The organism is Mesorhizobium sp. M1423 (assembly GCF_040317575.1).
Taxonomy (GTDB): domain Bacteria; phylum Pseudomonadota; class Alphaproteobacteria; order Rhizobiales; family Rhizobiaceae; genus Mesorhizobium.
In genome coordinates this window covers 105,066-126,359 of the sequence record NZ_JAMYKU010000013.1, presented here as the reverse complement: position 1 = coordinate 126,359, position 21,294 = coordinate 105,066, and the positions used below count along the sequence as shown (strand labels likewise).

The window sequence follows — 21,294 nt, the reverse complement described above, 5'->3', positions numbered from 1 at the left end:
CAATGCTTTTTTGCGGATTCAGGCCGGAGGCGCGGCATCCCTGCCCTTCAATTCGCGATAATAAGCCCAGAAAAGCCGCGATGCGACACCGCGCCACGGGCTCCATGATTCGGCAAGCTGGATCAGCATTTTCTCCGGCGGACGCGGGTCGATGCCGAGCGCATGGCCGACCGCGCTCTGCAAAGCAACGTCGCGCGCCGGAAAGATATCTGGGTGTCCGGCGGCAAACAAAAGGTAGACTTCAGCCGTCCACGGGCCGATGCCTGGCACCTTGGTCATGGCTGCGATCGCCTCCGTCGCATCGAGCTGGCAGAGGTGATCGAGGTCGAGCCCGTCGGCCACCGCCTGGGCGACGGCAATCAGGCCGCGCTGCTTGGGCCGCGACAGCCCGACCTCGCGGAAGACCGCCTCATCGGCGGCTAGTATCGCCTGCGGCGTCAGCGGATCGAGCAGTTTCGTCAGCCGGCCGAAGATGGCATCGGCGCTCGCGCGGGACACTTGTTGCGAAACGACGATCGAGGCAAGGCTCCTGAAGCCCGGCTCCGACAGCCTGAGCGGCACCTCGCCGGCCATGCCGCGCACCTTGTCCAGGCGCGGATCTAGCAGGCACAGCGCGTCCAGGCCTTCTACAATGTCGTCGAGACTGGCGATGCGTTGCATGTCTGCTTGTTCCAAAATCAAAAGTGCCGCACGCTCCGTTGCGCGCCCCTCTGGACGCGCGACGCTGCCGGCGCAAAGTAGCAATTGGCGAAACTGCCGCACAACCCGATTGCCGCCGGACAATGACACTACTGACATTCCGCTTCGCGCCGAGCCCGAATGGCGAATTGCATCTCGGCCACGCCTATTCGGCGCTGCTCAACCAGAAAATGGCCAAGGCGGCGGGCGGACGCCTGCTGCTGCGCATCGAGGACATCGACACGACACGCTGCACGCCGGAATTCGAGGCGGGCATTTTTCGCGACCTGAAATGGTTGGGGCTTGGCTGGGAGGAACCGGTGCGCCGCCAGTCCGAGCATTTTGCCGAATATCAGGCTATGCTCGAGCGTCTGATCGAAGAGGAGCTTGTCTATCCAGCCTTCATGAGCAGAAGTGAGATCCGCGCCTTCATCGCCGACAGCGAAAAGCGCGGTCGCGACTGGCCGCGCGACCCGGACGGCGTGCCCCTCTATCCCGCCGCCGACAAGGCGCTGCCGGCCAGCGAGCGTAAGCGGCGCATCGTCGAAGGTGCACCATTTGCCTGGCGGCTAGACGTCGATGCGGCAATGGCGCGGGTCGGCAGGGACCTGACATGGGCCGAATACACGGACGAGACGCTCTCTGGGACGCGTCATGTCGAGGCCCGACCGCAGGATTGGGGCGACGTGATCGTGGCGCGCCGCGAAATCCCGACCAGCTATCATCTCGCCGTCACCTTGGACGACGCGCTGCAGGGCGTCAGCCATGTCGTGCGCGGCCAGGACCTTTATTCCGCGACCAGCGTGCAGCGGCTGCTTCAGCAACTGCTTGGCCTGCCGCAGCCGGCCTATTTCCACCATCGCCTGATCCTCGGCCCGGATGGACGAAAACTGTCGAAGAGTCTTGGCGATACCGGCCTTGCCGCCCAGTGTAAGGCGGGCGCCTCGCCCGACGATGTCAGGCGGCTGGTCGGTCTTTAGACCGGTGAGCCGCCGGCCATCAACGGCGCTCCTTCAATTGAAATGACTCTATGGATCAACCGTTTGGTTTTGCTTGCCGGCCCGAACGGCATTAAGCAATCGCCGCAGTCGATCCCTCACCCGAATTCACCGCGGCCTCCGGAAAATGCACAGCCTCAAGCGGTTCATCCCCGCCTCTTTCGTCGTCCTGTGGGCGACCGGCTTCATCGGCGCGCGCTATGCCATGCCGTGGGCGGAGCCTTTTACTTTCCTGGCTGCGCGCTTTGTCCTGGCCGCAATCCTGCTTGTCGCGTTGATGGCCGCGCTTGGTTCGAGCCGCGCCACCCGCGACGAGGCGCTGCACGCGGCCGGCGCCGGCATCCTGATGCATGGGGTCTATCTCGGCGGCGTGTTCTGGGCCATCCACCGGGGCATGCCCGCAGGGCTTTCAGCCCTGATCGTCGGCCTGCAGCCGCTGATCACGGCAGTGCTCGCCGGCCGGCTTCTGGGCGAGGCCATCCTGCCGCGTCACTGGGCCGGTCTCGGCCTCGGGTTGATCGGCGTGGTAATCGTGCTCTGGCCGAAGCTCGGCGCGCTCGGCGGCGGCGTGACCGCCGAAACATTGGGCGCCTCGCTGGTCTCCGTACTCGGCATGAGCGCCGGCACGATCTGGCAGAAGCGTTTCGCCTCCGGCGGCGATCTGGTGGCTGCCACGTTCTGGCAATATGTCGGCGGCGCATCGGTGATGGCTCTGGCCTCGCTCGCCTTCGAGACCCGAACGGTGATCGTCAACGGCGAACTGATCTTCGCCACGGCCTGGCTCGTGCTGGTGCTGTCGATCGGTGCCATCTTCCTGTTGATGGTAATGATCCGCGACGGCGAGATGTCGAAGGTCGCCTCGCTGTTTTACCTCGTGCCGGCCGTCACCGCGGTCATCGCCTGGGCATTGTTCGGCGAGCAATTGAGCCCGCTCCAGATCGCCGGCATGGCGATCGCGACGCTCGGCGTCGGGCTGGCGACGGCTCAGCCACCGACGCGGGCGCGCGCCTCCAAATAGCGGCTGATCGCGGCGTTGAGCTCGCCGCCGAGGATGAAGATCGCCGAGACGATGTAGAGGAAGACAACGGCGATCATGATCGAGGCGAGGCCGGCATAGGTCGTCACATAGGACGAGAAATGGTCGAGATAGGCGGCGAAGATGGTCGACCCGATGAGCCAGCCGACCAGCGTGAAGATAATGCCAGGCACGATCGAAACGAACCGGCGCTTGCCGGCCGGCAACCAGAAATGCACGGCGAACAGGCCGCCGATGATGACGACCGAGGCGATGACGTAACGCCAGAGGGTGATCGTGCCCATATAGGGTTTTATCCATTCAAGATGAGATTCGGCCAGCCGCGCCAGCAATGGCGCAAAGACCAGCAGCACGCTGATCGCCAAAAACCCGGCCGTCGCGATCAGCACGAAGATGATGCTCTGCACCCGCCGGTAGATGATGCCGCGCGTTTCTGAGACACGATAGGCACGGTTGAGCGAGGTGCGCAGCGCCTCGATGCCGTTCGAGGCGAAGTATCCGGCAAGCACGATACCGTAGGTCAACAGGTCGCTGCGCCTGACGGTAAGCACGTTGAGCACTTCGCGCGCGATCGGTTTGGCGATCTGCTCGGGCCATGTGTCGAACACAAGGTGCACGGCGGTGTCGGCGAAAGCCTGCGCGCCGAAAAAACTCGCCAGCGTCGTGGCGAAGATCAGGAAAGGAAAAAGCGCCATCAGCGCGGTGATCGCCAGATGGCTGGCCATTGCCCAGCCGTCGTCGGTGTTGAAATGGCCGAGCGCGTCGTAGAGCACGCGTTTGAGGGCTACGATCTTCCGCAACAAGAACCGCGTTCCCTTCGATTGTCCCGACGCCGCGAATATGGGAAGGGTTTGCGGCAAATGACAACCCTCGGTCAAACCACCATTCCTCCCGAAGAAGAGTTGCGCACCATCATTGTCACCGGTGCCTCTTCCGGAATAGGCGCCTATTGCGCCCATGCTCTTAAGAAGGAAGGCTGGCGGGTGTTCGCAACGGCCCGAAAGCCGGAAGATATCGCTACGCTCGAGGCCGACGGCATCGAGGCCTTTTATCTGGACTACACCGAGCCCGGATCGATCGAGGCGCTGGTGGCGTCGGTGCTGGAGCGGACCGGCGGCCGGCTCGATGCCCTTTTCAACAACGGCGCCTACGGGCAGCCCGGTGCCGTCGAGGACCTGCCGGTCGAAGCTTTGCGGCAGCAGTTCGAGGCCAATGTCTTTGGCTGGCACGATCTCACTCGCCGTGTCGTACCGGTGATGCGCCGCCAGGGCCATGGTCGTCTCGTTCATTGCTCATCGATCCTCGGCCTCGCGCCGCTGCCTTTCCGTGGCGCTTACTCGGCATCGAAGCACGCCGTCGAGGGGCTGATGCTGTCCCTTTATCAAGAACTCCTCGGCAGCGGCATCCATGTTTCGCTGATCGAGCCGGGGGCGGTGAAATCGAAGATCGCCAGCAACAGCCTCCCCTGGTTCCTTGCGAACATCGATCACGAGAACTCAGTCCATCGCCTCGCCTATGCTGTGCAACTCAAACGGCTGCGGGCCGGCGGCAGCACATCGCGGCTGAAGCCCGGGCCGGAGGTGGTTTATGCCGCCTTGCGCCATGCGCTTCTGTCGCGGCGCCCGCGCCCGCATTATGTGGTAACTGTGCCGGCCAGGATCGGCGCGATCCTTAAACGCATCCTGCCGTCTTCGGTACTCTATCGTCTGCTCGCCAAACGCGCCTGAACGCAATCCAACCTGGAACACACCATGGCAACCGTCTTCAACATCCTCGCCGTTCTCGTTATGGTCGCCGTGGTGATCGTGCTGATCCGCGGCCTCATCAACATGATGCGCGGCGGCTCCAGCATGACCTCCAACAAGCTGATGCAGACGCGCGTGCTGTTGCAGTTCGTGGCCTTGGTGCTGATCATGCTGGCGGTGTATTTCACCCGTAAGTGACGCACCGGCCACCAGCCGGGAGGTAACCCGTGGTCAAGCTCAACAAGATCTACACGCGCACCGGCGACGATGGCACCACCGGCCTCGGCTCTGGTGAGAGGCGGCTGAAATCCGACCTTCGCATTGACGCCTACGGCACGGTTGACGAGGCAAATGCCTGCATCGGCATGGCTCGCATCCATACAGCGGCGGTAAATCCGGCGATCGATGCGATGCTCGGCCGCATCCAGAACGATCTTTTCGATCTCGGCGCCGATCTGGCAGTCCCCGATAATGGCAAGCCGCTCGACTACGAGCCGCTGCGCATCATCGCCTCGCAGACCGAGCGCATCGAACAGGACATCGACCTCCTCAACAAGGACCTTGAGCCGCTAAAATCCTTCGTACTCAACGGCGGTACGCCGGCCGCCGCCGCCCTTCACCTCGCCCGCACGGTGGCCCGCCGCGCCGAGCGCATCATGGTGGCGCTGTCGCAAGATCCAGACGAGCACGTCAATCGCGAGGCGATAAGATACATCAACCGGGTCTCGGACTTTCTGTTCGTCGCCGCACGCGCGGTCAATGACAATGGAAATGCCGACGTGCTATGGATTCCCGGCAAGAACCGCTGAATCCGCCGGAAGCGGGAGAGGCCCGATGTTCATTCCGCTCTACGACACCAACCGGCTGCGGCACATCAAGCTGCAATATGTGACGATCAGCCTGATCGCGCTCAATGTGTTGATCTATTTTGTAACAACACTTGGCGGCGAGGACTTCGCCAACGCCGCGGTATTGGGCCTCGGCTTCATCCCGTCGGTTGTGCATGACAGCGTCGAGCTCGCTCCGCAATTTGTCGTCATTCCGGAGAGCCTGAGCTATCTGACCTATTCCTTCCTGCACGCGGATATCTTCCACCTCGGCGGCAACATGCTGTTCCTGTGGGTGTTCGGCGACAATGTCGAGGATGCGCTCGGCCATGTCCGCTATCTCGTCTTCTACCTGCTTTGCGCCATTGCCGGCGCTTTCTTCCAGGGCTTGGTGGCCTGGGATTCGGAAGTGCCGCTGATCGGCGCGTCGGGCGCCATCGCCGGCGTCGTCGCCGCCTATCTGATCCTTTATCCGCGTGTGAAGGTATGGGTGCTGGTCTTCGCCCGCATCCCGTTGCGCATCCCGGCCTTCATCCCGCTCATCCTGTGGATCCTGTTCCAGATCTTCATGTTTGCCCAGGGTGGCGAGGACCAGGTCTCCTGGGCCTGCCACATCGGCGGCATCATCGCCGGAGCCGTGCTGGTGCTTGTCTTGCGCAGCCGCGGCGTGCCGCTACTCGCCGGCGCAGACGAGGAGCCGGCCGTGGTCGCCGGTCCGGTGCCCGTAGCCGTGGAGCCGGCGCCAAGCGACCCACAACCTGCGCAGCCGGCGCCGCGCTGGGGCCGGGGAAGCGTTTCCGGTCCGGACTGAACCGATTTGAGTGCTTTCGCCGAGGATCCGCGTGCACCCGGGATATTGACGGGCGGGGTCGCCGCAACTACGGAAGCGCCACCCTACTGGCGTGGCGAAGACCAGAATTCCGTCCGGAATGTCGGCTTTCGACAACTCTGAAGAGGTGCACGCTGCTATAGCGCGCCCGACGAGCGTGAAGAGACTATCGTGAAAGAGGTGACAGGCAAATGAAGATCCTTGTGCCCGTGAAGCGGGTTGTGGATGCGAACGTCAAGGTCCGGGTGAAGGCGGACGGTTCGGCGGTGGAACTCGCCAACGTCAAAATGGCGATGAACCCGTTCGACGAGATCGCGGTGGAAGAGGCGATCCGGCTGAAGGAAGCTGGCAAGGCCGAAGAGATCATCGTCGTGTCGATCGGGCCGCAGCAGGCACAGGAGACCTTGCGCACGGCGCTCGCCATGGGAGCCGACCGCGCCATCCTGGTCAAGACCGACGAGCAGACTGAGCCGCTGGGCGTCGCCAAGGTGCTGAAGGGGGTCGTAGAGGCAGAACAGCCCGGCCTGGTCATTCTCGGCAAGCAGGCGATCGACGACGATTCCAACCAGACCGGCCAGATGCTGGCCGCACTTCTCGGCTGGGCGCAGGGCACCTTCGCCTCCAAGATCGTGCTCGACGGTGACAAGGCCACGGTGACGCGCGAGGTCGATGGCGGCCTGCAGACGCTGGAACTGAAGATGCCGGCAATCGTCACGGCCGATTTGCGGCTGAACCAGCCACGCTATGCGTCGCTGCCGAACATCATGAAGGCCAAGAAGAAGCCGCTCGACGAGAAGAGCCCTGCCGACTACGGCGCCGACGTCAAGCCGCGGCTGAAAGTGATCAAGACCGAGGAGCCGGGCGGCCGCAAGGCGGGCGTCAAGGTCAAGAGCGTCGCCGAACTGGTGGACAAGCTGAAAAACGAAGCCGGCGTGCTGTAAGGCCAGGAAGGGACAACAAAAATGACAATTCTTCTGATTGCCGAACACGACAACGCGGCGCTTTCCGACCAGACTGCCAAGGCGCTTTCGGCGGCGCTGCAGATCGGTTCGGACGTGCATGTGCTGGTTGCCGGCAAGGGCGCCAAGCCGGCAGCGGACGCCGCCGCCAAGCTCAAGGGCGTCACCAAGGTGCTGCTCGCCGACGCCGACGAACTGACCGAGCGTCTCGCCGAACCGCTGACGGCGCTCGTCATTTCGCTTGCTGAGCCATACGACACGATCATTGCGCCGGCGACCTCGTCGGGCAAGAACGTCTCGCCGCGGGTCGCGGCCCTGCTCGATGTCGCCCAGATATCGGAAATCATCGAAGTCGTGTCGCCCGACACCTTCAAGCGGCCGATCTATGCCGGCAACGCCATCCAGACCGTGCAGTCGAGCGACGCCAAGAAGGTCATCACCGTGCGCACTGCTTCCTTTCAGGCAGCACCCGAGGGCGGTTCCGCGCCGGTCGAGACGGTTCAGGCGGCAGCCAATCCCGGCCTGTCGAGCTTCGTCGAGAACAAGCTCTCCGAGACCGACCGCCCGGAGCTGACCTCGGCCAGGATCATCATTTCGGGCGGCCGTGCGCTGGGCTCCTCCGAGAAGTTCCAGGAGGTTATCCTGCCGGTCGCAGACAAGCTCGGTGCGGCGGTTGGTGCCTCCCGCGCCGCGGTCGATGCCGGCTATGCGCCGAACGACTGGCAGGTCGGCCAGACCGGCAAGGTGGTGGCGCCCGATCTCTATATTGCCGTCGGCATCTCCGGCGCCATCCAGCACCTTGCCGGCATGAAGGATTCAAAGGTCATCGTCGCCATCAACAAGGACGAGGAAGCGCCGATCTTCCAGGTCGCCGACTACGGCCTCGTCGGCGACCTCTTCGTCATTCTGCCGGAACTGCAAAAGGCGCTTTGACGCCCTCTGCCAAAGCGTATTAAATTCTGCGGGGTGGGGTAGACGAAGTCGCCCCGCCCTTTTAGTTTGCACTGCACAAAAAGCAGGCCGCAAAGGCCTTGACGGGATCGGGTAATGAGCAAGATCGAGACGATCGGCATCATCGGCGCGGGCCAGATGGGTGGCGGCATCGCCCATGTATCGGCGCTGGCGGGCTACAAGGTGCTGGTTTACGACATTTCGCCCGACCGCATCGAAAAGGGCATTGCTACGGTCAGCGGCAACATGGCCCGTCAGGTCGGCTCCGGCAAACTTGAGGAAAAGCTGCGCAACGAGGCGATGGCGCGCATTTCCGCGGCGCCGGCCATGGCCGACCTTGCGGGCGCCGATCTGGTGATCGAAGCGGCGACCGAAGACGAGACAGTCAAACGCAAGATCTATGCTCAGCTCTGCCCGCAGCTCAACCCCGAGGCCATCCTGGCGACGAACACCTCGTCGATCTCGATCACCCGGCTGGCTTCGCAGACCGACCGCCCGGAACGCTTCATCGGCATACATTTCATGAACCCGGTTCCGGTGATGAAGCTGGTCGAGCTGGTGCGCGGCATCGCCACCGAGGACCAGACCTTCGAGGCAGCAAAAACCTATGTGAAGCAGCTCGACAAGACGATCACCGTCTCGGAGGATTTCCCGGCCTTCATCGTCAACCGCATCCTGCTGCCGATGATCAACGAGGCGATCTACACGCTCTATGAAGGTGTCGGCTCGGTCGACGCCATCGATACCGCCATGAAGCTCGGCGCCAACCATCCGATGGGGCCGCTGCAGCTTGCCGACTTCATCGGGCTGGATACCTGCTTGTCGATCATGCAGGTGCTGCATGACGGCCTGTCGGATTCGAAATACCGCCCCTGCCCGCTGCTGGTCAAATATGTCGAGGCCGGTTGGCTCGGCCGCAAGACCGGGCGCGGCTTCTACGACTATCGCGGCGAGCATCCCGTTCCGACGCGCTGATCGCCACCGCTACCAGCGCACGAAAAGCCGTCCGCCGACCGCCCCGAGCGCGGCAAGGCCGGCGATCGCGATCGTATACCAGGTGCCGACGAAAAGCGGCGAATCGTCGAAGCAATGCGCTGCATAGAAGGTCGCCGCCAGCCCGCCGGCAAGCAGGCCCGCGGTCGCACCGGCAAGCACCGGCCTTGTTGGCGCGCCATGGCGCAGCACCGCGAGAAAGACGGCAAGCGGGCCGATGCCGATCAACGGAATGAAGGTCAGGCAGATGACCATGTTCGTGCCGACCAGGCGCGTGCCCCAGTCGGACGCAGGCACGACGAGGAGTTCGAGAATCACGGCCATAATCACCAGCAGCGGCGCGGCGATCATCCAGCTCGCCGCCCGCCCTGTCGATGCACCGGGCGTCGACAGCGCGCGGACGAGGGCAAAGGCGCTGACGGCTAGAGCAATCGTGAAGACGAATTTGGACAGGAACCGCATCGTGTGCATGGCAAATGCGATGTCGGGACGTGGGCCGATCGTCAGCCAGAAAACCGCGGCCGCGATCACGATGGCCGCGCCGGTTGCAAGCAACCAGGCGGCGCCCAGCGGCAGCGCCTTGCTGCGGACATCGGCATCGAGCGCCTTGATAAGATCTTCGGTCCTCATGCTATTCCCGCCCCGCCCCGAACCGTTTGGCAATGGCGGCAAGCCCGCGGTGTAGTGACACCCGCACAGCCGTCTCGCTGATGCCGAATTTCGCCGCCGTCTCGCCGATCGAACGGCCTTCGACCGACACGGCCGAGACGACCGAACGCTGCGCCGGCGACAGGCAGTCGAGTGCCCGGTTGACGTCGCGCTCGCTGATCGTCTCCGATTCCGGCTCGGCAAAGGTCTCGGCGATTTCGTCGATCTCGATCTCGATCCGCCGGCCGCGCCGCCGGAACGCATCGATCAGCTTGAAGCGGGCTATTGCATAAACCCAAGGCAGCACCGGCGCATCATGGCGCCAGGTATGTCGTTTCACATGAATGGCCAGCAAGGTTTCCTGCACGACGTCCTCGGGATCGACCCCGCCCTGCACGATCTTGCGCCGGGCAAAGCCACGAACGAGGGCGGCGATCCGGTGCAGAAAGTCGGCATAGGCCCTTTCGTCTCCGGCGATTGCGGCCCGCAGCAGCCGGGAAAGCTCGGCTTCGTCCTTGCCGCTCACAAGAGTTCACTCCCCGATATTCGCGTCTCGGCGCTGGTTTGTTACGTGGCCGGCGAAATAATGTCCAAGGCAAATTAGCTGGGCATCACGAAAGTTTGCTCCTTTTGAGCGATTGAGCGGGCCAGCAATGTTGACTGCGCTAGTCATGTATTGATAGGTGCAGCATACCAAGCCAAAGACCATCGAAATCGAGGACGATGCCATGAAATATGCTCTTTCCGCCCTTGCCGGTGCGACAGCACTTGCAATCAGCCTGATCGCCGGCCCGGCGTTAGCCGAGGACGAGGGCATCGTCGTCTACAACGCCCAGCACGAAAACCTGACCAAGGCCTGGGCGGAAGGATTCACCAAGGAAACCGGCATCAAGGTCACCGTCCGGAACGGCGGCGACAGCGATTTCTCCAATCAGATCGTTGCTGAGGGGTCCTCTTCGCCAGCTGATGTGTTCCTGACGGAAAACTCACCGGCCATGGTGCTGGTCGAGACAGCCGGCCTGTTCGCGCCGGTCAACGCCGAGACGCTGGCCCAGGTTCCGCAGGAGTACCAGCCGGCGAGCGGCAAATGGGTCGGCGTTGCCGCGCGCAGCACCGTCTTTGCCTACAACAAGACCAAGCTGACCGCCGACCAGCTGCCCAAATCGCTGCTCGATCTCGCCGATCCGAGCTGGAAGGGCCGTTGGGCCGCTTCGCCCTCCGGCGCCGATTTCCAGGCGATCGTCAGCGCCTTGCTGCAGCTCAAGGGTGAGACTGCCACGGCCGACTGGCTGAAGGCGATGAAAGAGAATTTTACCGCCTACAAGGGCAACAGCACGGTGATGAAGGCGGTCAATGCCGGCGAGGTCGAAGGCGGCGTGATCTATCACTACTACTACTACGGCGATCAGGCCAAGACCGGCGAGAACAGCAAGAATGTCGAGTTGCACTATTTCAAGCACGAGGACCCCGGCGCTTTCGTCTCGGTTTCCGGCGGCGGTGTGCTGGCCTCGAGCAAGCACCCGAAGGAAGCCCAGGCTTTCCTGAAATGGGTCACCGGCAAGGGCGGCCAGGACGTGCTGAAAACCGGCGATTCGTTCGAATACGCAGTCGGCAAGGGCGCCGAGTCCAATCCGAAGCTGGTGCCGCTGGCCGATCTGCAGGCGCCGAAAGTCGACCCGACGGCGCTGAACTCGAAAAAGGTGACCGACCTGATGACGGCGGCCGGCTTGCTTTAGCCGGCGTTCGTCCTAAAAGGGCAACCGACTGCGCTCCTGTGGGAATTCGCTTTCCGCGGGAGCGCTCTGTTTTCAAAATGGCATTTGCCCATGACCACAAGCTGCTCGCCACATTGTCGGCCGCCGATCGTTTCCGCCTCCGGGCGGACCCGGCGCAACGTCTGATCTGATGCAGTCTGCGATCGATCTCGCACCTTCAGGCTTGCCGGCCGACACCACGGCCGTGCGGGCACGTCGTTGGTCGGTCTCATGGATTGCGTTGGCTGCCGTCTTTGTCTCGCTTTTCGCGCTGCTGCCGCTTGCCTTCATCGTCTGGGTGGCGGTGCAGACCGGCTGGGAAACGGTGGCGGCGCTGGTGTTCAGGCCGCGCGTCGGCGAGCTTCTGGTCAACACCAGCCTGCTGGTGGTGCTGGCGGTGCCGATCTCGATCGTGCTGTCGGTGGCGCTGGCTTGGCTGACGGAGCGCAGCGATCTGCCGGGTGCCCGCTTATGGGCCTGGCTGTCGGTGGCGCCGCTCGCCATTCCCGCCTTCGTCCACAGTTACGCCTGGATCACCATGGTGCCCAGACTGCACGGCCTGTGGGCCGGCGTGCTTGTGTCCGTCATCGCCTATTTCCCCTTCCTTTATCTGCCGGTGGCGGCGGCATTGCGCCGGCTCGATCCCGCTCTCGAAGATGCAGCGGCAGCCCTTGGTCTCGGCCCGTGGCGCGTGTTCAGGCGTGTCGTGCTGCCGCAGCTCCGGCTCGCCATTTGCGGTGGCTCCCTGCTGGTGGGCCTGCATCTCCTGGCCGAATACGGGCTCTACGTGTTCATCCGCTTCGATACATTCACCACCGCGATCGTCGACCAGTTTCAGTCGACCTTCAACGGTCCCGCCGCCAACATGCTGGCCGGCGTGCTGGTGACCTGCTGCTTCGTGCTGCTCGGGCTGGAGGTGCTGGTGCGCGGCGAGGAGCGCTATGCCCGCGTCGGCTCGGGTGCTGCGCGCCACCAGCAGCGCACGAGCCTTGGGCGCGCCACCATTCCTTGCCTGCTGCTGCCCGCTGTTACCACGCTGCTGGCGCTCGGGGTGCCGTTCGTCACTATCGGTCGCTGGCTCATGGCCGGCGGCGCCGATGTCTGGCGGCTCTACGAGATCGGCCTGGCGCTTGGTCAGACACTGTTCCTGGCGATTGCAGGCGCGCTGCTCGCCACCGTCGCGGCAATGCCGATGGCGTGGATTTCGATCCGCGCGCCGGGAAGGCTGCAACGCGTCCTGGAGGGCTGCAACTATATCGTCGGCGCGTTGCCCGGGGTTGTCATCGCCCTGGCGCTGGTCACCATCGCCGTGCGTATCGCCATGCCGCTCTACCAGACCCTGTTCACCATCCTGGTCGCCTATGCGCTGATGTTCCTGCCGCGCGCTCTGATTAGCCTCAGGGCGTCGATCGCACAGGCGCCGGTCGAGCTCGAACGCGCCGCCTCCAGCCTCGGCCGGTCGCCGCTCAAGGCGCTGTGGTCGACGACCATCCGCCTGTCGGCGCCGGGTGCCGCGGCCGGCATGGCATTGGTCGCGCTCGGCATCATGAACGAGTTGACCGCAACCCAGATGCTGGCGCCCAACGGCACCCGCACGCTGGCCATGGCGTTCTGGTCCTATAGCGGCGAGATCGACTATGCGTCGGCGGCGCCTTATGCCTTGATCATGGTGGCGATGTCGCTGCCTTTGACCTGGCTGCTCTACGTCCAGTCGAAGCGGATGGCCGGGCGATGAGCTTTCTCGAGCTGAGCGGCATCCACAAGCACTACGGCCCCGTTGCAGCACTTGCCGGCGTCGACCTCAGCGTGGCCAGCGGCAGCCGTACGGCGATCGTCGGGCCATCCGGTTGTGGCAAGACCACCTTGCTGCGGCTGATCGCCGGCTTCGAGGCGCCCGACCAGGGCCGCATCGTGCTCGATGGCGAGGTGCTGGCCGATGGCGACACGGCCGTGCCGGCGCATCGCCGCGGCATCGGGCTGGTGGCGCAGGACGGCGCTCTGTTCCCGCATCTGAGCATCGCCGCCAATATCGGGTTCGGCATGGGCCGTCACGAGGAAAAGCGGAGCGAGCGCATCGCCGAGCTCGCCTATGTCGTCGGGCTGGACAAAGGGATCCTGAAGCGCCGCCCGCACGAACTCTCCGGCGGCCAGCAGCAGCGCGTCGCGCTCGCCCGCGCCATGGCCATGAAGCCGCGGCTGATGCTGCTCGACGAGCCGTTCTCGGCGCTCGACACCGGCTTGCGCGCCTCAATGCGCAAGGCCGTGGCCGAGCTCCTCGAAACGGCCGGCATCACCACCATCCTGGTCACCCATGATCAGGCCGAGGCGCTGTCATTCGCCAGCCAGGTCGCGGTGATGCGCGACGGCAAATTCTCGCAGGTCGGCACGCCGCGCGAGCTCTATTTCAAGCCGAAGGACCGGATGATCGCCGAGTTCCTCGGTGACGCCATCGTCCTGCCGGCCAGGATCGCCGATGGCGTTGCCACCTCGCCGCTCGGCCGCATTGCCGTCGACAGCACGGAGCGGCGCGACGTCGCGCGCATCATGCTACGGCCGGAGCAGGTGCTGCTGAAACGGACATCGCGTGAAGGCATGTCCGGCACGCCGGACATGCTGTTCGGCGAGGTGACGGAATCCGAATTCGCCGGCTCGATGTGCACGATCGCGGTGCGTCTCTTGAACAGCCCCGATCCGCCCGATGCTGCCGCCATCGGCAACACGCCGTTGATCCTGCGCAAGCCGGGCATGGACGCGCCGGCGATCGGCGAGATCGTCCGGCTGACCGTGTCGGGCAAGGCGCATGTGTTTGCCTGAACGGTTTTGCGCAAGGCCGACCTCAATCGACCCGTTTACCGGCCTGATCGAACCAGTGCAGCTTTTCAGACCTGGCCACGACGCGCAATTGGTCGCCTGGCTTGGCGCTGGCGCGGCCTGAGACGCGCACGACGATACGGCTGCCGGCTGCCGCGCAGTGGAGAAAGCTTTCGGCACCGACCGGCTCGACTGCTTCCACTGTCGCCGGCAACGCGAGCGCGCCGGCCGGCGCCTCTGCCGCGAAGGTGATATCGGCATCCTCCGGACGAAAGCCGAGTGTCACCGCCTTGCTTTGTCCAGGCGCCGAGCCAATCACCATCCCGTCCGCCAATACCGAGCCTGGAGAGGCCCCTGTGAGCGCCAGCAGATTCATCGGCGGTGCGCCTATGAACGAAGCAACGAAGGTCGAGGCCGGCTTCTCGTACACGTCGAGCGGCGCGCCGATCTGCTCGACCAGGCCGGCGTTCATGACGACAAGGATGTCGGCCAGCGTCATCGCCTCAAGTTGGTCGTGGGTGACATAGACCGAGGTGACGCCAAGCGAGCGCTGCAAATTCTTGATCTCGACGCGCATCTGCCCGCGCAATTTCGCATCGAGGTTGGACAGCGGTTCGTCGAACAGGAAGACCTTCGGGTTGCGCACGATGGCGCGGCCCATGGCGACACGCTGGCGCTGACCGCCGGAAAGCTCGCGCGGGCGCCGGTCGAGCAGCCCCGAAAGCTCCAGCACCTTGGCAGTCGAGCGTACCCTGCTGTCTATCTCGTCCTTCGGCGTGCCGCGGTTGCGCAGGCCATAGGCCATGTTGTCGTAGACCTTCATATGCGGGTAGAGCGCATAGTTCTGGAACACCATGGCGATGTCGCGCTCGGTCGGGCCAATGGCGTTGACCACCTTGCCGTCGATGGCGACTGTACCGGCCGAAATCGTCTCGAGCCCGGCGATCATCCTCAGCAGCGTGGACTTGCCGCAGCCGGAGGGGCCGACCAGCACGCAAAGCTCCTTGTCGGGAATGGCGATGGAAACGCCCTTCACGGCCTCGACGCCGCCGGGATAGATCTTCTTGACATCCTTCAGATCGACGGTCGCCATCGGCTTCTCACTTTTCGGATTCGACCAGGCCGCGCACGAACCAGCGTTGCATCAGCACCACGACCAGGATCGGCGGCACGATGGCCAGCATCGCGGTGACCATGACCAGGTGCCATTGGGTGTCGGCATCGGCGAAGGAAACCATCTTTCGCAGCGCGATGACGATGGTGTTCATGTCGTTGCTGTTGGTGACGAGCAGCGGCCAAAGATACTGCGTCCAGCCGTAGATGAAGAGGATCACGAACAGCGCGGCGATGTTTGTCCGCGACAGCGGTACCAGAATATCGAAAAAGAAGCGCCATGGACCGGCACCGTCGACACGCGCCGCCTCGACCAGTTCGCCCGGGATGGTCATGAAGAACTGGCGAAACAGCAGCGTTGCGGTGGCCGAGGCGATCAGCGGGATAATCAGGCCGGCATAGGTGTCGATCATGCCGAGATCGACCATCACCTTGTAGGTCGGCAGAATGCGCACCTCGACCGGAAGCATCAAGGTGATGAAGATCAGCCAGAAGAAGGTCATGCGCAGCGGAAAGCGGAAGAACACGATCGCGTAGGCCGACAGGATCGAGATAAAGATCTTTCCCACCGCGACGCCGAGCGCCATGATCGTGGTGTTGAGGAGCAGTCTGCCGACGCTGATACCGCCGATACGACCGATGCCGCCGAACAGCGCCTCGCTGTAATTGTTCCATAGCTGGTCGCCGGGCAACAGCGGCAGCGGCGGCCTGAGGATCGTTTGCAGCGTGTGCGTCGAGGCAACGAAGGTGTAGTAGATCGGAAAAACCACGATCAATATGCCAAGGATAAGCACGGCATGGGCGATGACGGTGCGGAGCGGGGATTGGCCGATCATCGCTGCCCTCAGCCGTAATGGACTTTGCGTTCCACATAGCGGAACTGGATGGCTGTGAGCGCGATGACGATGGCCATCAGGATGACCGACTGCGCCGCCGAGTCACCCAGGATCAGATTGACGAAGCCGTCATTGTAGACCTTGTAGACCAGCGTCTCGGTCGTCTTGCCCGGGCCGCCGCCGGTGACGGCATGAACGATGCCGAACGTGTCGAACAGGGCATAGACGGTGTTGACGACCAGCAGGAAAAAGGTTGTCGGCGCAAGCAGCGGGAAGACGATGGTCCAGAAGCGCTTGGTCTCGCCGGCGCCATCCATGGCCGCCGCCTCGATCAGCGTTTTCGGCACCGCCTGCAGGCCGGCGACGAAGAACAGGAAATTGTAGCTGATCTGCTTCCAGGCAGCCGCCGACACCAGCAGGATCATGGCGTGGGTGCCGTTGAGCAGCGGGTCCCATGCGATGCCGAGGCTTCTCAGCAAATAGGCCAACGAGCCGATCGAAGGATTGAACAAGAAAAGCCACAGCATGCCGGCAATCGCCGGCGCGACGGCATAAGGCCATATCAACAGTGTGCGGTAGAGGCCTTTGCCGCGCACGGCCTTCTCGGCCATGACCGCGAGCAGCAGGGCCACAACCATGGCAACGATCGCGGTCGCAAGCGAGAACACCACCGTGACCTTGATCGAGTTGAGGTAGGCCGGATCGGCCAGCACCTTCCGGAAATTGGCAAACCAGACGAACCTGCTCTTCAGCCCGAACGGGTCTTGCCTGAGCATCGACTGGTAAAGCGCCTGACCGGCCGGCCAGTAGAAGAAAACCAGGGTGATGGCGAGTTGTGGCGCCACCAGCAGGTACGGCAGGATCTTGTTGGGAAATACGACGCGTGGAGACAGGCTGATTTCCCTCGCTATCCAGGTGTCGCCAACGCGAGCTCGCGTGGGCGATATTTCAACCGACTAACGCATGTCGCCCAAAAGTGCGCAGCGGTTTTGGGATAACGACATGCATAAGAACAAGAGCTTAAAGCGCGTCGCATGTGGCCATTCAAACGCGACGCGCTTTAACCGAGATAATCTCGTCAGTTCTCCAGCGCTTCCTTGATCGCGGCGTTGCCGCGTGTGACCGCATTGTCGAGCGCCTGCTGAGCGGTTTGCTGGCCGGCCAGCATCTTCTCCAACTCCTCATTCTGGATATCACGCACCTGCGGCAGATTCGGCAGGCGCACGCCCTTCGAGTTGTCGGTCGGCGCCTTGCCCGTCATCTGCAGGATGGGTGTCTCGCGGCCGGGGTTTTTGTCATAGAAGCCTGATTTCTTGGTCGCCTCATACGCGGCGAGCGTCACAGGCAGGTATCCCGACTTCTGGTGCAGATATTTCTGCACATCGGTCTTGGACAGATAGGCAAAGAAGGCGGCAACACCCTTATATTCCTCGTCCGACTTGTTGCCGAACACCCACAGGCTGGCACCGCCCGGCGTGGTGTTCTGTGGTGCGCCCTTGGCGTCGCTATCGTAAGGAAGCTGGCCGATGCCATAGTTCATGCCGGACTTGACGATATCGCCGAGGCCGCCCGACGATTCGGTGAAGATGCCGCATTCGCCAGCGAGGAATATCTGCTTGGCTTCGGAGGTGCGACCGCCATACTTGAACGTGCCGTCCTTGGCCAGGTCCGCGAGCGCCTGGAAGTGGTTGACGAAAATTGGCGCATTGATCTTGAGTTCGACATCGCCGCCGGCCAGGCCGTTCTGCTGAGTGGCCCAAGGCACGTCATTCCACGCCGCGAAATTCTCCAGATGGATCCAGGTCAGCCAGGTCGAGGTATAGCCGCAAGGGGCGGCGCCGCTCGTCTTGATCTTCCTGGCAGCTTCCCACACCTCGTTCCAGGTCTTGGGCGGGCTGTTCACGTCGAGGCCTGCCTTCTGGAAAATGTCCTTGTTGTAGTAGAGGATCGGCGACGAGGAGTTGTAAGGGAACGACAGCATGGTGCCGTCCGGCTTCGAATAATAGCCGACGATGCCGGGCAGATACTGGCTCTTGTCAAAGGTCATCCCGGCACTGGTCAGCACATCGGCCGCCGGCTTGATCGCACCCTCGGCCGCCATCATCACGCCGGTGCCGACGTCGAACACCTGGAGGATATCGGGCGCCTGGCCGGCGCGGAAAGCGGCGATGCCGGCATTCAGCGTCTCCGGATAGGTGCCCTTGAACACCGGAACGAGCTCATAGTCGCTCTGGCTGGCGTTGAAATCCTTGGAGATCTTGGCGACGACCTCGGCGTTGGCGCCGGTCATGGCGTGCCACCAGCTGATCTGCGTGACGGCGAAGGCGGAGGTGGTGGAAAGCAGGGTCAAGGTGGCGGCAACACCGGCCGCGAAGCCGAAGAACTTCATGTTTCATCTCCCGTTTGTCATTGGCGAAAGGGGCACTCTCGCAAAGCCAATATGTGGCGCTGATGACAATCGGACAACGGTTTTGTTGCGGGTCCATGAACATCGCTTCCGGCTAAAGTGCGCTCGCTACCGAAAGCGTCGCCAGGAACTACATCACCGCCTTCTCGGCGGAGCGCATCGGTTTTCCCCCGAAAAGGCCCGCCTCATGGCCCGCGGGTTAACCATTCGTTAAAATCTCCAAGAGCTAATCAGTCACACCTCCCCTGTTATTTGGCAGACCGAGTGAACCCAGGATGCTGACGGTCTATAATTGTATTGTAAGTCAGCACGACCTGAGACTGGTCGCACTTGCCGCCCTCGTCTGCGGCATTTCTTGCTTCTCTGCAGTAAATCTCCTTAAGCACGTCGGCCGATCGACCAACCGAAACCGGCTTGTCTGGCTAATGATCGCCGCAACTTCGACCGGGTTCGGCATATGGGCGACGCATTTCATCGCCATGACTGCGTTTACGCCGGGAATACCAAACGCATATAATCCGGGATTATCCGCCTTTTCGCTTGCCGCCGCCGTCATCCTGACCGCGCTTGGGATGTGGGTTGCCACCTTGCGCCGCGGCATCGACCATTTCCTCGTCGGCGGTGCCATTCTCGGTGGTGCCATCGCGACGATGCACTACATCGGCATGGCGGCGTTCGAGGTCGAGGGCCGGATCGTATGGAACCTGCTCCTTGTCGCGATATCGCTTCTGGCCGGCGGGACGCTCGCGGCAATGGCGCTCCTTGTCGTCTTGCGCCGCCCGTCCGCGCTCGCAACACTTGGTGGCGCCGCGCTTTTGACGCTGGCGATTTGCAGCTTGCATTTCATCGCGATGGGCGCGGTGTCGATCATTCCGGATTCCTCGATTGAAATATCCGAACATTCCATCGAGCCCATTTCCCAGGCCTTTGCCGCAGCGGTCGCCAGCCTGGTAATCCTTGTGCTGTCAGGCGCCGCGCTGTGGATCGACCTGCGCTTTCGCCGGCAGAGGCTCGAGGCCGATCGCATGCACGATCTCGCCAATGCCGCGGTCGAAGGGCTGATCGTTTGCGATGGCACACGCATAGTCAGCGCCAATGACAGCATGGCGAAACTGACGGGCACGGCGACAGCCACCCTGAACACGATGCAACTCGGCGAGCTGTTCGATGGACAGAGCGCAGCCGATGTATCCGGCTTCGGCGAACAGGCACAAGAAACGAAATTGAGGGGCAGCGACGGCACGAGAATTCCTGTCGAGCTGATCGCCAGGAAGATCGCCTACTGCGGCAGGCCTCATACGGTGCTTGCCGTTCGCGACATCCGTGAGCGCAAGAAGGCGGAAGAAGAGATCCTCCGTCTCGCGCATTTCGATCCACTTACCGGGCTTGCCAATCGGCGGAGCTTTTCTTCCCGGCTCGAAGCAGAAATCGCATCGATGGAGCGTGGCAGCAAGGATGGATATCTGGCGCTCCTGCTGCTTGACCTCGACCGATTCAAGCAAGTCAACGACCTCTACGGCCACAGCGCCGGTGACGCCATGCTGCAGAAGCTGGCGCACTGCATTTCTGGCATTCCGCGCCACGGACAGATGCTCGCGCGTCTCGGCGGCGACGAGTTTGCCGTCTTAGCTCCGAACCTCCCCGACCCCCTGGCCGCAGGCCGCATAGCCGAGGACTTGCTGGCGGCGATCCGCGAGGAAAACAGGGTTTCAGTCGGCTCCGGCCTTGTTTCGGCCAGCATCGGCATCGCCTTCTTTCCGCTGGATGCCGAAGATCAGGCCGGCCTGATCGGCCATGCCGACACGGCACTCCATCGCGCCAAGACCGAGGGCAGGGACACTTACCGGTTTTTCGAGGTGGCCATGGGCACCGCGGCCCGCGACAAGCGCGTGATGGAGCATGAATTGCGCCAGGCGATCGCCCGCAAGGAGTTCCACCTCGTCTACCAGCCGCAGAAGGAAATCCGCAGCGGCAAGATGATCGGCTTCGAAGCCCTGGTCCGTTGGCAGCATCCGGAGCGGGGCGACATTTCCCCGGCCGTTTTCATCCCCGTGGCCGAGGATAGCGGCGCCATCGCGCAGATCGGCGACTGGGTGCTGACGACGGCTTGTAACGATGCTGTTCGCTGGACAAATCCGCTGATGGTCGCCGTCAACGTCTCCGCCGTGCAGCTTCACAATCCGAACTTCAGCCGCAAGGTGCACGACGCACTGTCGAGATCCGGCCTCGCACCCGGCAGGCTCGAACTGGAGATCACCGAAACGGCCCTGGTGAAGGACATGCCCCGCGCATTGGCAACCTTGAGGCAGGTCAAGGCGCTTGGCGTGCATGTGGCGATGGACGATTTTGGCACCGGCTATTCTTCGCTGTCCAACCTTAGCGCCTTTCCCTTCGACAAGATCAAGATCGACGGGTCGTTCATCAAATCGGTCGACAAGAACGGCCAGTTCGCGGCCATCGTCCGCGCCGTGCTGGGGCTTGGACGCGGTCTCGGCCTGCCGGTCCTGGCGGAGGGCATCGAGACGCCGGGCGAATTGCAGTTCCTTGACGCCGAGGCTTGCGAGATCGGGCAAGGCTATTACCTCGGCAAACCGGCTCCGATCGAGACATTCGGCGAGTTGACGGGCGTCACAGCTCCGGCAGTCCGCACCGCCAGCCGACGCGGCGCAAGCATCGCCGTGCTCAAGCCGCGCCTGCGCACGGTCTGAG

21 protein-coding genes are annotated in these 21,294 nt (G+C 63.1%); 13 read left to right on the top strand and 8 right to left on the bottom strand.

Annotated elements, in window-relative coordinates; translation table 11 throughout:
• Window positions 1-18 precede the first annotated feature (18 nt).
• Window positions 19-660, bottom strand: coding sequence for a DNA-3-methyladenine glycosylase family protein (locus NKG95_RS17970; RefSeq protein ID WP_353041722.1), 642 nt, complete (start codon window positions 658-660; stop codon window positions 19-21).
• A 122-nt stretch (window positions 661-782) separates the two neighbouring features.
• On the opposite strand from NKG95_RS17970, the gene gluQRS reads away from it, so the two are divergent.
• Together gluQRS and NKG95_RS17960 are read left to right on the top strand one after the other, a co-directional pair.
• Window positions 783-1,658 (top strand): tRNA glutamyl-Q(34) synthetase GluQRS, encoded by an 876-nt coding sequence (gene gluQRS / locus NKG95_RS17965; protein ID WP_023721066.1) that lies wholly within the window; start codon window positions 783-785, stop codon window positions 1,656-1,658.
• 145 nt (window positions 1,659-1,803) lie between these two features.
• A complete protein-coding gene (locus NKG95_RS17960) occupies window positions 1,804-2,694 on the top strand; it encodes a DMT family transporter (protein WP_352483529.1) in 891 nt (296 codons plus the stop codon).
• Here NKG95_RS17960 and NKG95_RS17955 read toward each other — a convergent pair.
• Window positions 2,661-3,515: a YihY/virulence factor BrkB family protein gene (locus NKG95_RS17955; protein ID WP_031194564.1), complete on the bottom strand. Its 855-nt coding sequence runs from the start codon at window positions 3,513-3,515 to the stop codon at window positions 2,661-2,663. The genes NKG95_RS17960 and NKG95_RS17955 overlap by 34 nt on opposite strands.
• 57 nt (window positions 3,516-3,572) lie before the next feature.
• On the opposite strand from NKG95_RS17955, the gene NKG95_RS17950 reads away from it, so the two are divergent.
• From NKG95_RS17950 to NKG95_RS17920, 7 genes are all read left to right on the top strand, one after another.
• A complete protein-coding gene (locus NKG95_RS17950; RefSeq protein ID WP_353041785.1) occupies window positions 3,573-4,439 on the top strand; it encodes an SDR family oxidoreductase in 867 nt (288 codons plus the stop codon).
• Between the two features lie 24 nt (window positions 4,440-4,463).
• Entirely contained in the window at window positions 4,464-4,655 is a 192-nt protein-coding gene (locus tag NKG95_RS17945) for a twin transmembrane helix small protein (protein ID WP_023677950.1), read from the top strand.
• Window positions 4,656-4,684: 29 nt separating this feature from the next.
• Window positions 4,685-5,266: a cob(I)yrinic acid a,c-diamide adenosyltransferase gene (locus NKG95_RS17940; RefSeq protein WP_352847596.1), complete on the top strand. Its 582-nt coding sequence runs from the start codon at window positions 4,685-4,687 to the stop codon at window positions 5,264-5,266.
• 25 nt (window positions 5,267-5,291) lie between these two features.
• Window positions 5,292-6,095 (top strand): rhomboid family intramembrane serine protease, encoded by an 804-nt coding sequence (locus NKG95_RS17935; RefSeq protein WP_352641379.1) that lies wholly within the window; start codon window positions 5,292-5,294, stop codon window positions 6,093-6,095.
• Between the two features lie 209 nt (window positions 6,096-6,304).
• Complete coding sequence (locus NKG95_RS17930) at window positions 6,305-7,054, top strand: electron transfer flavoprotein subunit beta/FixA family protein (RefSeq protein ID WP_023677947.1); 750 nt, start codon at window positions 6,305-6,307, stop codon at window positions 7,052-7,054.
• Window positions 7,055-7,075: 21 nt separating this feature from the next.
• Window positions 7,076-8,005: an electron transfer flavoprotein subunit alpha/FixB family protein gene (locus NKG95_RS17925; protein WP_353041719.1), complete on the top strand. Its 930-nt coding sequence runs from the start codon at window positions 7,076-7,078 to the stop codon at window positions 8,003-8,005.
• A 114-nt stretch (window positions 8,006-8,119) separates the two neighbouring features.
• Complete coding sequence (locus NKG95_RS17920; RefSeq protein ID WP_023721073.1) at window positions 8,120-8,998, top strand: 3-hydroxybutyryl-CoA dehydrogenase; 879 nt, start codon at window positions 8,120-8,122, stop codon at window positions 8,996-8,998.
• Between the two features lie 9 nt (window positions 8,999-9,007).
• Here NKG95_RS17920 and NKG95_RS17915 read toward each other — a convergent pair whose 3' ends face one another.
• Together NKG95_RS17915 and NKG95_RS17910 are read right to left on the bottom strand one after the other, a co-directional pair.
• A complete protein-coding gene (locus NKG95_RS17915) occupies window positions 9,008-9,646 on the bottom strand; it encodes an NrsF family protein (protein WP_352847588.1) in 639 nt (212 codons plus the stop codon).
• A 1-nt stretch (window position 9,647) separates the two neighbouring features.
• Window positions 9,648-10,190, bottom strand: a complete 543-nt coding sequence (locus NKG95_RS17910; RefSeq protein ID WP_352483526.1) for a sigma-70 family RNA polymerase sigma factor — start codon at window positions 10,188-10,190, stop codon at window positions 9,648-9,650.
• Between the two features lie 202 nt (window positions 10,191-10,392).
• Between NKG95_RS17910 and NKG95_RS17905 the strand changes: the two genes are divergently transcribed.
• The 3 genes from NKG95_RS17905 (at window position 10,393) to NKG95_RS17895 (ending at window position 14,232) form a co-directional block, all read left to right on the top strand.
• Window positions 10,393-11,400, top strand: a complete 1,008-nt coding sequence (locus tag NKG95_RS17905) for an iron ABC transporter substrate-binding protein (RefSeq protein WP_352483525.1) — start codon at window positions 10,393-10,395, stop codon at window positions 11,398-11,400.
• Between the two features lie 169 nt (window positions 11,401-11,569).
• Window positions 11,570-13,153: an ABC transporter permease gene (locus NKG95_RS17900; protein WP_353041717.1), complete on the top strand. Its 1,584-nt coding sequence runs from the start codon at window positions 11,570-11,572 to the stop codon at window positions 13,151-13,153.
• Complete coding sequence (locus NKG95_RS17895; RefSeq protein WP_023721080.1) at window positions 13,150-14,232, top strand: ABC transporter ATP-binding protein; 1,083 nt, start codon at window positions 13,150-13,152, stop codon at window positions 14,230-14,232. The genes NKG95_RS17900 and NKG95_RS17895 overlap by 4 nt, the downstream gene beginning before the upstream one ends.
• Window positions 14,233-14,254: 22 nt before the next feature.
• Here NKG95_RS17895 and NKG95_RS17890 read toward each other — a convergent pair whose 3' ends face one another.
• From NKG95_RS17890 to ugpB, 4 genes are all read right to left on the bottom strand, one after another.
• The gene (locus NKG95_RS17890) at window positions 14,255-15,322 is read right to left on the bottom strand and encodes a sn-glycerol-3-phosphate import ATP-binding protein UgpC (protein ID WP_023721081.1); all 1,068 of its coding nucleotides are present in this window, start codon (window positions 15,320-15,322) and stop codon (window positions 14,255-14,257) included.
• Window positions 15,323-15,329: 7 nt separating this feature from the next.
• Window positions 15,330-16,178 carry a sn-glycerol-3-phosphate ABC transporter permease UgpE gene (gene ugpE / locus NKG95_RS17885; RefSeq protein ID WP_023721082.1) on the bottom strand — a complete coding sequence of 283 codons (849 nt, stop codon included), beginning with the start codon at window positions 16,176-16,178 and terminating at the stop codon, window positions 15,330-15,332.
• Window positions 16,179-16,186: 8 nt separating this feature from the next.
• Complete coding sequence (gene ugpA / locus NKG95_RS17880) at window positions 16,187-17,071, bottom strand: sn-glycerol-3-phosphate ABC transporter permease UgpA (RefSeq protein ID WP_352483564.1); 885 nt, start codon at window positions 17,069-17,071, stop codon at window positions 16,187-16,189.
• A 185-nt stretch (window positions 17,072-17,256) separates the two neighbouring features.
• A complete protein-coding gene (gene ugpB, locus NKG95_RS17875) occupies window positions 17,257-18,567 on the bottom strand; it encodes a sn-glycerol-3-phosphate ABC transporter substrate-binding protein UgpB (protein ID WP_352641359.1) in 1,311 nt (436 codons plus the stop codon).
• Between the two features lie 293 nt (window positions 18,568-18,860).
• On the opposite strand from ugpB, the gene NKG95_RS17870 reads away from it, so the two are divergent.
• The gene (locus tag NKG95_RS17870; protein ID WP_353041714.1) at window positions 18,861-21,293 is read left to right on the top strand and encodes a bifunctional diguanylate cyclase/phosphodiesterase; all 2,433 of its coding nucleotides are present in this window, start codon (window positions 18,861-18,863) and stop codon (window positions 21,291-21,293) included.
• The last annotated feature ends 1 nt before the right edge of the window (window position 21,294 follow it).

Coding starts and splice junctions, on each gene's coding strand:
- NKG95_RS17970 (WP_353041722.1), bottom strand. CDS start 660: ATGCAACGCATCGCCAGTCTCGACGACATTGTAGAAGGCCTGGACGCG.
- gluQRS (WP_023721066.1), top strand. CDS start 783: ATGACACTACTGACATTCCGCTTCGCGCCGAGCCCGAATGGCGAATTG.
- NKG95_RS17960 (WP_352483529.1), top strand. CDS start 1,804: ATGCACAGCCTCAAGCGGTTCATCCCCGCCTCTTTCGTCGTCCTGTGG.
- NKG95_RS17950 (WP_353041785.1), top strand. CDS start 3,573: ATGACAACCCTCGGTCAAACCACCATTCCTCCCGAAGAAGAGTTGCGC.
- NKG95_RS17945 (WP_023677950.1), top strand. CDS start 4,464: ATGGCAACCGTCTTCAACATCCTCGCCGTTCTCGTTATGGTCGCCGTG.
- NKG95_RS17935 (WP_352641379.1), top strand. CDS start 5,292: ATGTTCATTCCGCTCTACGACACCAACCGGCTGCGGCACATCAAGCTG.
- NKG95_RS17930 (WP_023677947.1), top strand. CDS start 6,305: ATGAAGATCCTTGTGCCCGTGAAGCGGGTTGTGGATGCGAACGTCAAG.
- NKG95_RS17925 (WP_353041719.1), top strand. CDS start 7,076: ATGACAATTCTTCTGATTGCCGAACACGACAACGCGGCGCTTTCCGAC.
- NKG95_RS17920 (WP_023721073.1), top strand. CDS start 8,120: ATGAGCAAGATCGAGACGATCGGCATCATCGGCGCGGGCCAGATGGGT.
- NKG95_RS17915 (WP_352847588.1), bottom strand. CDS start 9,646: ATGAGGACCGAAGATCTTATCAAGGCGCTCGATGCCGATGTCCGCAGC.
- NKG95_RS17905 (WP_352483525.1), top strand. CDS start 10,393: ATGAAATATGCTCTTTCCGCCCTTGCCGGTGCGACAGCACTTGCAATC.
- NKG95_RS17900 (WP_353041717.1), top strand. CDS start 11,570: ATGCAGTCTGCGATCGATCTCGCACCTTCAGGCTTGCCGGCCGACACC.
- NKG95_RS17895 (WP_023721080.1), top strand. CDS start 13,150: ATGAGCTTTCTCGAGCTGAGCGGCATCCACAAGCACTACGGCCCCGTT.
- NKG95_RS17890 (WP_023721081.1), bottom strand. CDS start 15,322: ATGGCGACCGTCGATCTGAAGGATGTCAAGAAGATCTATCCCGGCGGC.
- ugpE (WP_023721082.1), bottom strand. CDS start 16,178: ATGATCGGCCAATCCCCGCTCCGCACCGTCATCGCCCATGCCGTGCTT.
- ugpB (WP_352641359.1), bottom strand. CDS start 18,567: ATGAAGTTCTTCGGCTTCGCGGCCGGTGTTGCCGCCACCTTGACCCTG.
- NKG95_RS17870 (WP_353041714.1), top strand. CDS start 18,861: ATGCTGACGGTCTATAATTGTATTGTAAGTCAGCACGACCTGAGACTG.